12 protein-coding genes are annotated in these 14,682 nt (G+C 56.8%); 4 read left to right on the top strand and 8 right to left on the bottom strand.

Translation table 11 applies throughout. From position 1 onward, the window contains the following. Nucleotides 1-3: 3 nt before the first annotated feature. From pilW to cmk, 7 genes are all read right to left on the bottom strand, one after another. Entirely contained in the window at nucleotides 4-762 is a 759-nt protein-coding gene (gene pilW, locus DYE40_RS08630; RefSeq protein WP_115308702.1) for a type IV pilus biogenesis/stability protein PilW, read from the bottom strand. 9 nt (nucleotides 763-771) lie between these two features. Further along, a complete protein-coding gene (gene rlmN / locus DYE40_RS08625) occupies nucleotides 772-1,860 on the bottom strand; it encodes a dual-specificity RNA methyltransferase RlmN (RefSeq protein ID WP_115308701.1) in 1,089 nt (362 codons plus the stop codon). 158 nt (nucleotides 1,861-2,018) lie between these two features. Beyond that, on the bottom strand, nucleotides 2,019-2,444 hold the full coding sequence (gene ndk, locus DYE40_RS08620; RefSeq protein ID WP_115308700.1) for a nucleoside-diphosphate kinase: 426 nt from the start codon (nucleotides 2,442-2,444) through the stop codon (nucleotides 2,019-2,021). 103 nt (nucleotides 2,445-2,547) lie between these two features. Beyond that, entirely contained in the window at nucleotides 2,548-3,693 is a 1,146-nt protein-coding gene (gene zapE, locus DYE40_RS08615; RefSeq protein ID WP_115308699.1) for a cell division protein ZapE, read from the bottom strand. A gap of 134 nt (nucleotides 3,694-3,827) precedes the next feature. After that, nucleotides 3,828-4,136: an integration host factor subunit beta gene (locus DYE40_RS08610; RefSeq protein WP_115308698.1), complete on the bottom strand. Its 309-nt coding sequence runs from the start codon at nucleotides 4,134-4,136 to the stop codon at nucleotides 3,828-3,830. A gap of 15 nt (nucleotides 4,137-4,151) precedes the next feature. After that, complete coding sequence (rpsA, locus tag DYE40_RS08605) at nucleotides 4,152-5,918, bottom strand: 30S ribosomal protein S1 (protein ID WP_281270662.1); 1,767 nt, start codon at nucleotides 5,916-5,918, stop codon at nucleotides 4,152-4,154. A gap of 63 nt (nucleotides 5,919-5,981) precedes the next feature. Beyond that, complete coding sequence (cmk, locus tag DYE40_RS08600; RefSeq protein ID WP_115308696.1) at nucleotides 5,982-6,638, bottom strand: (d)CMP kinase; 657 nt, start codon at nucleotides 6,636-6,638, stop codon at nucleotides 5,982-5,984. Between the two features lie 72 nt (nucleotides 6,639-6,710). Between cmk and aroA the strand changes: the two genes are divergently transcribed. Further along, nucleotides 6,711-8,012: a 3-phosphoshikimate 1-carboxyvinyltransferase gene (gene aroA / locus DYE40_RS08595; RefSeq protein WP_115308695.1), complete on the top strand. Its 1,302-nt coding sequence runs from the start codon at nucleotides 6,711-6,713 to the stop codon at nucleotides 8,010-8,012. Between the two features lie 348 nt (nucleotides 8,013-8,360). On the opposite strand, the gene serC is transcribed toward aroA, so the two are convergent. Beyond that, nucleotides 8,361-9,461 carry a 3-phosphoserine/phosphohydroxythreonine transaminase gene (gene serC, locus DYE40_RS08590; protein WP_115308694.1) on the bottom strand — a complete coding sequence of 367 codons (1,101 nt, stop codon included), beginning with the start codon at nucleotides 9,459-9,461 and terminating at the stop codon, nucleotides 8,361-8,363. Between the two features lie 290 nt (nucleotides 9,462-9,751). On the opposite strand from serC, the gene rimP reads away from it, so the two are divergent. The 3 genes from rimP to infB are packed head-to-tail and all read left to right on the top strand — an operon-like array spanning nucleotide 9,752 to nucleotide 14,584. Then, nucleotides 9,752-10,183, top strand: a complete 432-nt coding sequence (gene rimP / locus DYE40_RS08585; protein WP_115308693.1) for a ribosome maturation factor RimP — start codon at nucleotides 9,752-9,754, stop codon at nucleotides 10,181-10,183. A 16-nt stretch (nucleotides 10,184-10,199) separates the two neighbouring features. Beyond that, nucleotides 10,200-11,720 (top strand): transcription termination factor NusA, encoded by a 1,521-nt coding sequence (gene nusA, locus DYE40_RS08580; RefSeq protein ID WP_115308692.1) that lies wholly within the window; start codon nucleotides 10,200-10,202, stop codon nucleotides 11,718-11,720. Further along, the gene (infB, locus tag DYE40_RS08575; protein ID WP_115308691.1) at nucleotides 11,717-14,584 is read left to right on the top strand and encodes a translation initiation factor IF-2; all 2,868 of its coding nucleotides are present in this window, start codon (nucleotides 11,717-11,719) and stop codon (nucleotides 14,582-14,584) included. Before nusA ends, infB begins: the two co-directional genes overlap by 4 nt. Nucleotides 14,585-14,682 lie beyond the last annotated feature (98 nt).

The raw sequence follows: 14,682 nt of genomic DNA, 5'->3' as shown, positions 1-14,682 counted from the left end.
ATTTCAATGTCCTGCCAAAATGGTTTGTAGTTCTTCCGAATAGGGATAGTTTGCCCGCAATTGCGCTTCATATTCGTAAGCTGCCTGCGATCTTCCGGTTGCCCGCGCAAGCTGCCAGCCCAAAAGCAGATCTCCGGCATCCAACGCATCCACTTGGCTTTGATACTGGCGGAACAACTTGTCCGCCTCTTTAATCTGCCCAGCCAGCATTTTGGTGCGGGCAAGCTCTTTGCGCAGCGGCATAAAATCCGGAGCGGCGGCAATACCACGCTCCAAATAAGCCTGCGCCAGCGAATACTGACCCATTTTCGCGCTGCAAATGCCTTTGTTCATATAGGCAACCTGCGGCGAAGGATAAGTGGGATCAGACAACGCTTTGTCAAAATGGGGAATGGCCGCGTTGGGATTATTCATTGCACTACACAAAAACCAGCCATAGTTGTTGTTGATTTCCGCGCTGTCCGGCTGCAAACGTAAAGCCTCATGGAAACTGGCAACCGCTTTGTCATTCACTTTAAGGAATTGGTAAATCTGCGCACGCATCAGCCATGCGGTAGCATTCTTGCGGTCGGCCTGCAAAGCTTCTTCAATGGTGGTAACTGCCAGCCGGTAGTCTTTCGCCCCCATATATTCGCCCGCCAACTGCGTTTTAATGCGCGATATTTCCTCTGTACGCTCCTGCCTGCTAGGCTGTTTTATCGAAGTGCCGCCGCACGCGCCCAATATGCACACCAACAATGCTGCTTTCAAAAAATGTTTCATATTCACACCTTATTGTCGAACCAACAACTGCTGCCATTTCTGCTGACGGCGGGTTTTGTCTTTTACCTGCCCCGCCAGCTGGCCGCACGCCGCATCTATATCGTCGCCGCGCGTTTTTCGCACAGTAACCACGAATCCGGCCTGTTGCAATATATCTCTGAAAATACGGATACTCTCGGCAGGCGAACGCTTGTAGCCGGAATTGGGAAACGGATTAAACGGAATCAGATTAAATTTGCAGGGTACATCTTCCACCAAGGCCAACAGCTCGTGCGCGTGTTCCGCTTTATCATTGATACCGTCAAGCATCACATATTCAAATGTAATAAAATCTCGCGGAGCTTTAACCAGATACCGCCTGCACGCCGCCATCAGGTCTGCCAACGGATATTTTTTGTTCAGCGGCACTATTTGGTCGCGTACACCGTCATTGGAAGCGTGCAGCGATACGGCCAGCGCAACCGGCATATCCTCCTTCAACCTGTCCATTTGCGGCACCATACCCGATGTGGATACGGTAACACGGCGGCGGCTGAGTCCGTAACCGTGATCATCAAGCATGACCGACAAGGAACGGACGACATTATCGTAATTTGCCAAGGGCTCGCCCATCCCCATCATTACCACATTGGAAATCAAGCGTTCGTCTTTCGGCGTAGCACCTAAGGCTTTGTTTGCCCACCAAAGCTGTCCGATAATTTCGGCGGTAGTCAGATTGCGGTTGAAACCCTGTCTGCCGGTGGAACAAAACGTACATTCCAAAGCACAGCCCACTTGCGACGAAATACAAAGCGTACCGCGCTCCGATTCCGGAATAAACACGGTTTCCACGCCGTTTCCCGTACCGACATCCAACAGCCATTTCCTGGTACCGTCGCGCGATTCCTGAGAGGCCATCAACGCAGGCACACCGACACAGGCGTATTCTTCCAACTTGGCGCGCAGTGATTTTGCCAAGTCGGTCATTTCGGCAAAATCGGCTGCACCGCCCCAATGCATCCAACGCATAACCTGCTTGGCACGAAAGGGGCGTTCCCCCATTTCGGCAAACCATTCGGTCAGCGTTTTCAAATCGTAATTCAGCAGATTGTTTTTCATATATTCTTATTTGGGTACGGACTTGCCCAAACCGTTAAAGTAAGGCAGCCGACAAAGAAGCCGGATGCGTTAATTTGTTTTTCAGACGGCCTTACGTTAACGGTTTATTTAACGGTTTTGCTGCCGCACACAGTACGGCAGCAGATATACAGACGGATTTAGCGCGGGCTGATTTCTGTCGCGGCAAAAAAATAGGCGATTTCGACAGCTGCGTTTTCCACACTGTCCGAGCCGTGTACCGCATTTTCGCCGACAGAATCGGCAAAATCGGCACGAATCGTACCGGCAGCCGCTTCACGAGGATTGGTTGCACCCATCAGCTCACGGTTTTTCGCAACAGCGTTTTCGCCTTCCAGCACCTGAATCATGACCGGACCGCTGGTCATAAATTCGACCAATTCGGCAAAAAACGGACGGTCTTTATGCACCGCGTAAAAACCTTCCGCCTCTTTCTGATTCAGATGCTTCATTTTTGCGGCAACAATTTTCAAACCGTTTTCCTCAAAACGGCTGTAAATCCTGCCGATGAGGTTTTTGCCGACAGCATCAGGTTTGATGATGGAAAGAGTACGCTGTATGGTCATAAAATTTTCCTTATTTAAATTGAAACGGGTAGTAAAAAAGCCGCCGAATTGTAGCAAGTTTTTCCGAATCACGCTGAATTTGTTGGCAACATTCCCACTAAGCCTAATCCTTTCCCGCCAAAACAAGATGCGGCAGGTTGAGATACTCTTGGGACTGCATTTCGGTAAGCCGGCTGGCAGTGCGCACAAACTCAGCAGCAAAATCGCCTTCGATATAGATCTCGTCCGCCGGCACTTCGCAAGTGGCACAGAATTTGACACGGTAGTCGTACATCACATCAATCAACCAAGTCAGCCGCCGCGCCTCCGCTTTTTCGCTTTCGCCCAGCTTCTCAATGCCGGAGACAAAAATCATCTCATAACGTTCGGACAGATAAAGATAATCCGCCTGCGAACGCGGCCCGAAGCATAATACGCGGAAATCAAACCAAACGGCTTTCTCAGTATGGCTTTTGCACATCAGGGTGCGTCCGTGGATTTCGATTTCAGACGGCCTCTTTGCCTGTCCATCTGTAACTTGGGCAAACAGTTCTGCCAGTTTGCGCTCGTTTTGCGTATCGGCAGGAATGTAGAAAACATCCGCCGCAGTCAGCGAGCGATGGCGGTAGTCTTCGCCGCCGTCTACATTGAGAATGGTCAGTTTTTCTTCAATCATCGCGATGGTCGGCAGGAAACTGCTGCGGTTCTGCCCCTGGGGGTACAGTTCGGAAGGGGCATAATTGGAAGTTGCCACCAGCACCACGCCTTCGTTGAACAAGTTTTCCAGCAGCCGCCCCAAAATCATCGCATCGGCAATATCGCTGACATGGAATTCGTCAAAACACAAAACCCGTGTCTCTTTGGCAATCTCTGCGGCCACCGCTTTGAGCGGGTTTGCCTCGCTTTTCAGCCCTTGCAGCCTGCGGTGGATTTCCGCCATAAAAGCATGGAAATGGACGCGGCGTTTGCGTCGGTAAGGCAGGCAGCCGTAAAACGCATCCATCAGGAAACTTTTTCCACGCCCCACTCCGCCATAAAAATAAAGTCCTTTGGGCAGCTGAGGCGAGCGGAGGCTGCGTCCGAGAAAGCGGTTGCGCTTGCGCTTGAACATCATCAGCTCTGTCCATAAGCGGTCGAGATGTCCGATGGCACGCGCCTGTGCGGCATCGCGGATAAATGCGGGCTGCTGCGAAGCGGCCTGATACCAGGTAAGCGGGCTGTGGTTGTGGTAAGGAGGAGGGGTAAAACGCTTGGAATGATGGTCGGACATAATTTTCAGACGGCCTTTTGCATATGCCGTGCATTATACACAATGTTTACCCTGCCCATCCGTGCGGCACTGCGCAAACGGCAGATGCAAAAAGGGTGCCGCACAATACGGCACCCTTGCTTTCAAACCCGGGCTCAGACGGCAGCCGACTGATCGACACGCTCGCGCAGCTCTTTGCCGGGCTTAAAGTGCGGAACGTGTTTTTCCGGCACATCCACTTTGTCGCCCGTTTTCGGGTTGCGGCCCTGCCGCGCGGGGCGGTGGTTCAAATCGAAACTGCCGAAGCCTCTGATTTCGATACGCTGTCCGCGTGCCAGCGAACGGGTCATCGTATCCACCAGCACCTTGACGCTGTATTCGACATCTTTCGACATCAGCGGCGACAAAGGATGCTTGTCGGCAAAAACTTCGGCCAAACGAGCCATTAACTCTGATTTGGTCATGACTGTTTCCCGTGCTTATTCCTGATTGCCGGACAGTTTGGCTTTCAGCAGATCGCCCAGGCTGGTGGTACCGGCATTGGCAGTAGCTGCGGCATTGACGGAATTCAGGGCTTCGCGGTTTTCTTTAGCGTCTTTCGCTTTGACCGACAGCTTGATGCTGCGGTTTTTACGGTCGACGGTAATCACAACCGCTTCCACTGCGTCGCCTTCTTTCAGCTTGGTAGTCAGATCTTCCACGCGGTCGGCGGCAAATTCGGAAGCAGGCAGGTAGCCTTCCACTTCCTCAGCCAAGGCGATAACCGCGCCTTTGGCTTCCACGGATTTCACCGTGCCTTTTACCAGCGAACCTTTGTCGTTGACGCTGATGAAGTTGCCGAACGGATCGCCCTCGAGCTGTTTGATGCCCAGGGAAATGCGTTCTTTTTCGACATCGATGGCCAACACGACAGCTTCCACTTCCTCGCCTTTTTTGTATTTGCGTACGGCTTCTTCGCCGGTTTCGCTCCAAGAAAGGTCGGAAAGGTGTACCAAACCGTCGATATTGCCGGCCAGGCCGACGAACACGCCGAAATCGGTAATGGATTTGACCGCACCTTTGATTTTGTCGCCTTTGTTATAGTTGGCGGCGAAATCTTCCCACGGATTGGCCTGGCACTGTTTCATGCCCAGGCTGATGCGGCGGCGGTCTTCGTCGATTTCCAGAATCATCACTTCGGCTTCGTCGCCCAATTGGACGACTTTGCTCGGATGGACGTTTTTGTTGGTCCAGTCCATTTCGGAAACGTGCACCAAACCTTCGATGCCCTGTTCGATTTCGACAAACGCGCCGTAGTCGGTCAGGTTGGACACTTTGCCGAACAGGCGGGTACCCTGCGGGTAGCGGCGGGCAAGGCCGTTCCAAGGATCTTCGCCCAGTTGTTTCACGCCGAGGGAGACGCGCTGTTTGTCCTGGTCGAATTTCAGAACTTTGGCTTCCACTTCCTGACCGACTTCCAGCACTTCGCTCGGGTGTTTCACACGGCGCCATGCCAGGTCGGTAATGTGCAGCAGGCCGTCGATGCCGCCCAAATCGACGAATGCACCATAGTCGGTAATGTTTTTCACCACGCCTTTGACTACCGTACCTTCCTGCAGGTTTTCCAGCAGAGCTTTGCGTTCTTCGCCCAAAGTGGCTTCGAGAACGGCGCGGCGGGAAACAACGACGTTGTTGCGTTTTTTATCCAACTTGATGACTTTGAATTCGATTTCTTTGCCTTCAAAGTGCGAGGTATCTTTAATCGGGCGGACATCCAAGAGCGAGCCGGGCAGGAAGGCGCGGATGCTGTTGATCATCACGGTGAGGCCGCCTTTGACTTTGCCGCTAATCAGGCCGGAGAGGATGTCGCCGTTTTCCATAGCTTCTTCCAAAGCAATCCAGTCGGCGGCACGTTTGGCTTTTTCGCGCGAGAGTTTGGTTTCGCCGAAGCCGTTTTCCACGGATTCGATAGTAACGGTAACGAAGTCGCCTACTTTGACTTCCACTTCGCCTTGCATATTTTTGAACTCGTTGATGTCAATCAGCGATTCCGATTTCAGGCCGGCATTGACGATGACGAATTTGTCTTCAATGGCCACCACTTCGGCGGTAATCACTTCTCCCTGGTTCATTTCCTGAACGGCGGAGTACTCTTCCAACAACTGGGCAAAATTTTCCATATTTGCTAAATCTTTCTTTGCGTTGCCGGGCACGCGGGGTTTGGGGTTGGGGAAGCGGCGCGCCCTCCCGGCGGGCGGCCGACACATATGTTTTCAGACGGCCATTCCGTTCGGATGAGGCCGTCTGAAAACGAAAGCGCGGATTATATCTTACTTTTGTTTTTGTTCATACCAATCAATCACTTTTTTTACTGCTTCTTCGATACCCATATCCGAGGTATCCAGCAGCAGCGCGTCGGGGAGTTGTTTGAGCGGTGCGGCCTCGCGGCAGCGGTCGGCCTCGTCGCGGGCTTCGATGTCCGACAAAATGCGCTCAAACGCCGCACCTTCGCACGGCAGGCCGAGCTGCGCGGCGCGGCGTTGCGCCCTTATCTGCGCCGAAGCGGTCAGGAATATTTTGAGTACGGCATCGGGAAACACCACGGAACCCATATCGCGCCCGTCGGCCACCAGCCCGGAGGCCGTCTGAAAATCACGCTGGCGTTGCAGCAGCGCGGTACGCACTTCCGGATGCCGCGCCACTTCCGACGCACCCATGCCGACTGCCTCGCTGCGGATTTCCGCGCCCACGTCTTCGCCGTCCAGCAGTATTTTTCCGTCCGCAAATTCCGCAGGCAGGTTTGCCGCCAAAACCGCCACCGCAGTTCCATCCGACCATGCCGCACCCTGCCGCTGCGCATAAAGCGCGGTCAAACGGTACAGTGCGCCCGAATCCAAATAGTCCATACCAAAAGCCTCCGCCACGCGCGAAGCCACCGTACCTTTTCCCGACGCGCTCGGGCCGTCGATTGCGATTACGTCTGCCATTTTCGTCCGTTCCTCAAATTAACAATTCTTGGCATAATAGCAAGCCTTGTTTACTTGTTCCAGCACGCCGCCATGCCATCTTTCCTCCGTCTTACCCCCCGCCGCCTCAAACCGTCAACCGTCGCCCTGCCCGGCTCCAAAAGCATCAGCAACCGCACCCTGCTCTTGGCCGCCCTCTCCGACAACGCCTGCATCATCCGTTCGCTGCTGCAATCGGACGACACCGCCCGTATGCTTGAAGCCCTCGCCGCACTCGGCATCCGCACCGAAGCCCTCTCGGAAAACCTTTCAGACGGCCTCAAAGTACACGGCTGCGGCGGCCGTTTTCCCGTGGGCGAAGCCGATTTGTTCCTCGGCAATGCCGGCACCGCCTTCCGCCCGCTGACCGCCGCGCTGGCCGTACTCGGCGGCCGCTACACCCTGCGCGGCATCCCCCGTATGCACGAACGCCCCATCGGCGACCTCGTCGATGCCCTGCGCTGCGCCGGCGCGGACATCCGCTATCTCGAAAACTCCGGCTACCCCCCGCTTGCCATCGGACGGCGGCATGACAACGGCACACGCAGCGTTACCGTAAACGGCAGCGTGTCCAGCCAGTTTCTTACCGCCCTCCTGATGGCACTGCCGCTCACGGGCGAAGCCTTTGAAATCCGCGTATCGGGCGAACTCATTTCCAAGCCCTATATCGACATTACCCTGAATCTGATGGTGCAGTTCGGCGTACACGTCGAAAACAGCGCCTATCAAACATTCCGTCTGCCCGCTGCTGCCCGCTATCACGCCCCGGCCGCCGTCAATGTGGAAGGCGATGCCTCCTCCGCTTCTTATTTCCTCGCCGCCGGCCTGCTTTCCGGCTGCCCCATCCGCGTAACCGGCATCGGCAGAAACGCCGTCCAAGGCGACACCGCCTTCGCTGCCGAGTTGGAAAAAATCGGTGCGGACATCGTGTGGGGCGACAACTTCATCGAAGCCTCCCGTCCGGCAAACCGCCCGATCCGCGCATTCGACATCGATGCCAACCACATCCCCGATGCCGCCATGACCCTTGCCGTCGTCGCGCTTGCCGCCGACTCGCCCTGCACCATCCGCAACATCGCCTCGTGGCGCGTGAAGGAAACCGACCGCATCGCCGCCATGGCCGCCGAGCTGCGCAAAGTCGGTGCAGGCGTGGAAGAGATGCCCGATGCCATCCGCATCACCCCGCCCGCCGCCCTGACTCCCGACGCAGTTATCGACACCTACGACGACCACCGCATCGCCATGTGTTTCTCCCTCGTTTCCCTGCTCGGCGCACCCATCACCATTAACGACCCCGGCTGCGTCGCCAAAACCTTTCCCGAATATTTCCAAGTGTTCGAGTCGCTCAAAGCATAAGCGGGCAGATCCGGATATTGATAAAGAGAGGCCGTCTGAAAACCGTATTTTCAGACGGCCTCTGCACATTTCTGCCGCAACACCTGCGCAAGCCTCAAAAACCACAGCCGCACAAAACACCGCCTGATTCAGATTAAGAGCAGACACCAAACCGATTCAGCGTCATAAGCACAGCAAAATACAGGACGAAATTTTGGGTGGGCTTAAATATCGTCCATACCGCCCGACTCCTTGCGGCAAACAAAAACAAACAGGCCGTCTGAAAAACACGGATACGGCCAAACAGGCTTCCAAACAATTTTTCAGACGGCCTCTCAGAAGCGCGTCAGCATCCGACGCACCCGCATCTCAACCGTTTCTGCGGCGGAACTCATCCATAAAACGCACCAATTCTTCCACACCCGCCAAGGGCATGGCGTTGTAAATGCTCGCCCGCATCCCGCCCACAGTCTTATAACCTTTCAACTGGCGCAGTCCGGCGAGATCGGCTTCCGCTGCAAAGCGGCTGTCCAAATCCGCGTTTCCCGTGGTGAAGACCACATTCATTTTCGAACGGGCGGCGGCGGCAATGCGGTTCTGATAAAAGCCGCCGCTGCCGTCTATCGCCGCATAAAGCGTTTCCGCCTTGCGGCGGTTGAGCCGCTCCATCTGCTCCACCCCGCCCTGCGCGTGCAGCCAGCGCAGCACCAGTCCGGCGATATAGATGGGATAAGTGGCGGGCGTGTTGTACATACCCTGTTTTTCCACGTGCGCCTTATAGCTCCACACGGCGGGAATATGATCTGGACAACGGTCGAGCAGATCGTCGCGGACGATAACGATGGTCGCCCCCGCCGGCCCCAGATTTTTCTGCGCCCCCGCGTAAATCAGGCCGAAATCGGCAACATTAATGCGGCGCGACAGAATTTCGCTCGACATATCGCACACCAAAGGCGGCAGGCCGTCTGAAAGTTTCGGCATCCCGCCGTATTGCAGCCCGTGCACCGTTTCATTGGCAACAAAATGCACAAAAGCCGAATGCGGCGACACATCCCAGCTTTCTGCGGGCGGCACGTCGAGAAAACCGTAACGTTCGCCGCCGTGCGCCGCCAAATGCATTTCGGCAGCGGCGAGCTTGCCCATCTCCCTGTGCGCAATCTGCGACCAGTTGCCGCTCACCACCGAATCGATACGCGCAAACCCGTGTGCCAGATTCATCGCCGTTTGGGAAAACTGCGCACTCGCCCCGCCCTGCAAAAACAAGACTTTGTAATTGGCGGGAATGCCCAAAAGCAGGCGCAGATCCTGCTCGGCGTGGTAGAGAATGCTTTGGAACGTATCGCAGCGGTGGCTCATCGCCATCACGGAAACACCCGTACCGTTGTAATCGAGCATCTCCTCCCGCGCGGTACGCAGCACGGCATCGGGCAGCACGGCCGGGCCGGCGGAAAAATTGTAAACAGTGGTCATGGTTGTGGCTTTCTTATTCTTTCGCAAACGCCGCCCGACTCTTCGGAACGGCGGGCAACGCGCCCGATTTTATGCCCCCGCCGCCGCAGCGGCAAGCAGACCGCCCGCAGCCCCTTTTCAGACGGCCTCAAACGGCAGCCGGGGCATTTGAGGCCGTCTGAAAACAATGAAAACAAATTATTCCGCCCAAACTTCCCTTTTTTTCCACGCCACGTTATAATCCGCCAAATTTTTCAAGTAACTCTGAGAAATGGCCGCGCGGCCATTTTTTTATTTTCTACGAAAGCAAAATGGACATTCAGAACCTGTTGGAAAAAACCCTGCCCGGCCTCGGCTACGAACTGGTGGATTTCGAGCTTACCGCACAAGGAACGCTGCGCGTGTTCATCGACAAAGAAGGCGGCATCACCGTAGACGACTGCGCCGCCGTCAGCAACCACCTCTCCCGCCTCTTCACCGTGGAAGACGTGGACTACAAAAACCTTGAAATTTCCAGCCCCGGCCTCGACCGCCCGCTGAAAAAAGCCGCCGACTTCGTCCGCTTCGCCGGACAGGAAGCCAAAATCAAAACCCGCCTGCCGATCGAAGGGCAGAAAAACTTCATCGGCCGCATCGAAGGCTGCGACGGAGCGGCCGTTACCCTGTCTTACGAAGGCAAAACCGCCGCCATCGCGCTCGACAACATCGACAGAGCGCGGCTGAAGCCCGAATTCAAATTCTAAACTTGGAGACACCATTATGAGCCGTGAAATGCTGCAACTGGCCGAAGCACTGGCCAGCGAGAAAAACGTGGATGCCGACGTAGTATTCGACGCACTCGAAGTCGCCCTGTCCACCGCCGCCCGCAAAAAAGCCGGACGCGAACACATGAACGTGCGCGTCGAAATCGACCGCGACACAGGCGAACACCGCACCTACCGCCGCTGGCTGATTGTTGCCGACGAAGACTATACCTACCCCGACGAAGAAAAAACCATCGAAGAAATCCAGGAAGAAATCCCCGGCACGCAAATCCAAATCGGCGAATACTACGAAGAACAAATCGAAAACGAAGGCTTCGGCCGCCAGGCCGCGATGACCGCCAAGCAGATTATCCTGCAACGCATCCGCGATGCCGAACGCGAAAAAGTCCTCTCCGACTTCCTCGAAAACCGCGAAGACATCATCACCGGCACAGTCAAACGCACCGAACGCCACGGCATCATCGTCGAACTGATCCCCGGCAAACTCGACGCACTCGTCCCCCGCGACCAATGCATCCCGCGCGAAAACTTCCGCAGCGGCGACCGCATCCGCGCCCTCTTCCAGCGCGTCGAAGAAATCGGCCAGTCCGGCCGCAAACAAGTCATCCTCAGCCGCTCATCGCGCGAATTTCTGGCCAAACTCTTCGAGCAGGAAGTACCCGAAATTGCCGACGGCCTGCTGGAAATCCGCGAAGCCGCACGCGATCCCGGCCACCGCGCCAAAATCGCCGTCAAAGCCAACGACCAGCGCATCGACCCCCAGGGCACCTGCATCGGCGTGCGCGGCAGCCGCGTCAACGCCGTTACCAACGAAATCGGCGGCGAGCGCATCGACGTGGTACTGTGGTCGCCCGATACCGCCCAATTCGTCATCAACGCCCTTTCTCCCGCCGAAGTCAGCCGCATCGTCATCGACGAAGACAACCACGCCGTCGACGTGATCGTTGCCGAAGACCAGCTTGCCCCCGCCATCGGACGCGGCGGCCAAAACGTGCGCCTTGCCGCCGACCTGACCGGCTGGCAGCTCAACATCATGACGGTAACAGAGGCCGAAGAACGCCACGCCGCCGAAGACGCGGCCGTGCGCAACCTGTTTACCGAACACCTCAACGTAGACGAAGAAACCGCCGGCGTGCTGGTGGAAGAAGGCTTTACCTCGCTGGAAGAAATCGCCTACGTCCCCTCGGAAGAACTGGTGGAAATCGGCTTCGACGAAGCCACGGTAGACACCCTGCGCGGCCGTGCCCGCGACGCGATCCTGTCGCTGGCGATGGCCAAAGAAGAAAAACTGGAAGAAATCGCCGAAGACCTGCGCACATTGGAAGGCACCGACGAAGACATGCTGCGCGACCTGGCGCAGGCAGGCATTACCGACCGCGACGCACTGGCCGAACTGTCGGTGGACGAACTGATCGAAATCACCGGCGTGGAAACCGGAGAGGCCGAGAAAATCATTCTCGCCGCCCGCGCCCACTGGTTTGAAGACAACAACGGACAACAAGGAGAGGCCGTATGAGCACCGTAGAACAATTTGCCGCCGAATCCAAAATGTCGGTCGAGCGTATGCTCGAACACCTGAAAAAACACGGCATCACCAAAAACAGCGGCAGCGACACCCTCACCGAAGCCGACAAAGCCAAGCTGCGCGAACAGACCGTCGGCAGCACCATCAGCATCAGCCGCACCAAAGTGGAAAAAACCACCGTGGCCGGCGTGGCCGTCGAACGCCGCCGCAGCCGCAAAGTCGTGATTCCGGCCGATGCCGAACAGGCAGTCGCCACACCCGAACCTGCCGTTCAGACGGCCTCCGAACCCCCTGCCGCACCGCAAGCCGCCACGGCAGAAGACGAAGTCCGCGCCGCCGCACGCGCCGCTGCCGAAGCCGAAGCCGCAAAAGTCCGCGCCGCCGCCCAGCAAAAAGCAGAGAGCGTTCAGACGGCCTCCGCAACGGCAGAGCCGACATCCCAAATTCCCGCAGCAGAGCCGCAGCCGGACGTTCAGACGGCCTCCGAGTCCGCTGCGACAGCCAAAACCGAAGAAGCTGCAACAGCCAAAACCGAAGCCGGCAAAGAAGACAAACCGACGAAAAAAGCCAAAGAGAAAAAGGCCAAACCGCTGCCCAAACCGGTGGAAGTGGTCAATGCCGCCGAAGCCGAACGCCGCGCCGAAGAAGAACGCCGCGCCGCCGCCCTGCGCGAACACCAGGAAAAGCTGCAACGTGAAAAACTCGAGCGCGCCGAACGCCAGGCCCGCCGCGAAGCCGCGAAGAAACAGGCGCAGGAAGAAGCTCTGGCTGCCAAAACCGCCAAAGCGGGCGAAAACCGCAGCGCGAAACCGAGCGAGAAAAAACCGCTTGCCGCCGCGCCCGCCCATCCTGCCGCCAAAGTCGCAGACGCGTCCGCCGACACCGCCAATCCGAGCGGCGGCAGCCGTAAAAAAGACGAACGCCGCCAAAGCCGCGACGATGACGGCGCAGGCCGCAACACCAAAGGCAAGGGTGCAAAAGGCGGAAAAGGCCGCAGCACAGGCCGCGACGACGAGCGCGTACGCGGCGGCGGCAAAAAAGGCAAAAAACTCAAACTCGAGCCAAACCAGCACGCCTTCCAAGCACCGACCGAACCGGTGGTATACGAAGTGCTGGTTCCCGAAACCATTACCGTGGCCGACTTGGCGCACAAAATGGCGGTAAAAGGCGTGGAAGTGGTCAAAGCCCTGATGAAAATGGGCATGATGGTAACGATTAACCAATCCATAGACCAAGACACCGCCCTGATTGTGGTGGAAGAACTCGGCCACATCGGCAAACCCGCCGCCGCAGACGACCCCGAGGCCTTCTTGGACGACGGCGCATCGCTTGCCGAAGCCGAAGCCCTGCCGCGCCCGCCCGTCGTTACCGTGATGGGCCACGTCGACCACGGCAAAACCTCGCTGCTCGACTACATCCGCCGCGCCAAAGTGGTACAGGGCGAAGCGGGCGGCATTACCCAGCACATCGGCGCATACCATGTGCAAACCCCGCGCGGCGTGATTACCTTCCTGGATACCCCGGGACACGAAGCCTTTACCGCCATGCGCGCACGCGGTGCAAAAGCCACCGACATCGTGATTCTCGTCGTGGCTGCCGACGACGGTGTCATGCCGCAAACCATCGAAGCCATCGCCCATGCCAAAGCGGCAGGCGTGCCGATTGTGGTGGCCGTGAACAAAATCGACAAAGATGCCGCCAACCCCGAACGCATCCGCCAAGAGCTGACCGCGCACGAAGTCATCCCCGACGACTGGGGCGGCAACGTCCAGTTTGTCGACGTGTCCGCCAAAAAAGGCCTCAATATCGACAAACTGCTTGAAGCCGTATTGCTCGAAGCCGAGGTATTGGAGCTGGCCGCGCCCGCCGCCGCACCCGCAAAAGGCATCATCGTCGAAGCGCGTTTGGATAAAGGACGCGGCGCAGTAGCCACGCTGCTGGTACAAAGCGGCACGCTGAAAAAAGGCGATATGCTGCTGGCCGGCACCGCCTTCGGCAAAATCCGCGCCATGACCGACGAAAACGGCAAAGCGATTACCGAAGCCGGCCCGTCGATTCCCGTCGAAATCCTCGGCCTTTCCGACGTACCCAACGCAGGCGAAGACGCGATGGTATTGGCCGACGAGAAGAAAGCCCGCGAAATCGCCCTGTTCCGCCAGGGCAAATACCGCGACGTACGACTGGCCAAGCAACAGGCTGCCAAGCTGGAAAACATGTTCAACAACATGGGCGAAAACCAGGCGCAGTCGTTGTCGGTAATTATCAAAGCCGACGTACAGGGTTCTTACGAAGCCCTTGCCGGCAGCCTGAAAAAACTTTCCACCGACGAAGTGAAAGTCAATGTATTGCATAGCGGCGTAGGCGGCATTACCGAATCCGACGTAAACCTTGCCATCGCTTCCGGCGCGTTCATCATCGGCTTCAACGTACGCGCCGATGCCTCCGCCCGCAAGCTGGCCGAAAACGAAGACGTGGAAATCCGCTACTACAACATCATCTACGATGCCATCGACGACGTGAAAGCAGCCATGAGCGGTATGCTTGCGCCCGAAGAGAAAGAGCAGATTACCGGCACAGTGGAAATACGCCAGGTCATCAGCGTATCGAAAGTGGGCAATATCGCCGGCTGTATGGTTACCGACGGCGTGGTCAAACGCGATTCCCGCATCCGCCTCATCCGCAACAACGTGGTCGTGCATACCGGCGAACTCTCGTCGCTCAAACGCTTCAAAGACGACGTGAAAGAAGTGCGCATGGGCTTCGAGTGCGGCCTGATGATCAAAGGCTACAACGAAATCATGGAAGGCGACCAGCTCGAATGTTTCGACATCGTGGAAGTGGCGCGTTCGCTGTAAACACAGCTTGCCGATAAGGCAGAGAGGCCGTCTGAAAACCGTAAAACGGGTTTTCAGACGGCCTCTTATTCAATAGAGCGCGGCAAGGACAATCAGCA

The organism is Kingella potus, assembly GCF_900451175.1.
Taxonomy (GTDB): Bacteria; Pseudomonadota; Gammaproteobacteria; order Burkholderiales; family Neisseriaceae; genus Neisseria; species Neisseria potus.
Note: the sequence above shows the minus strand (reverse complement) of the source record. Positions and strands in the feature narration are given on the sequence as shown.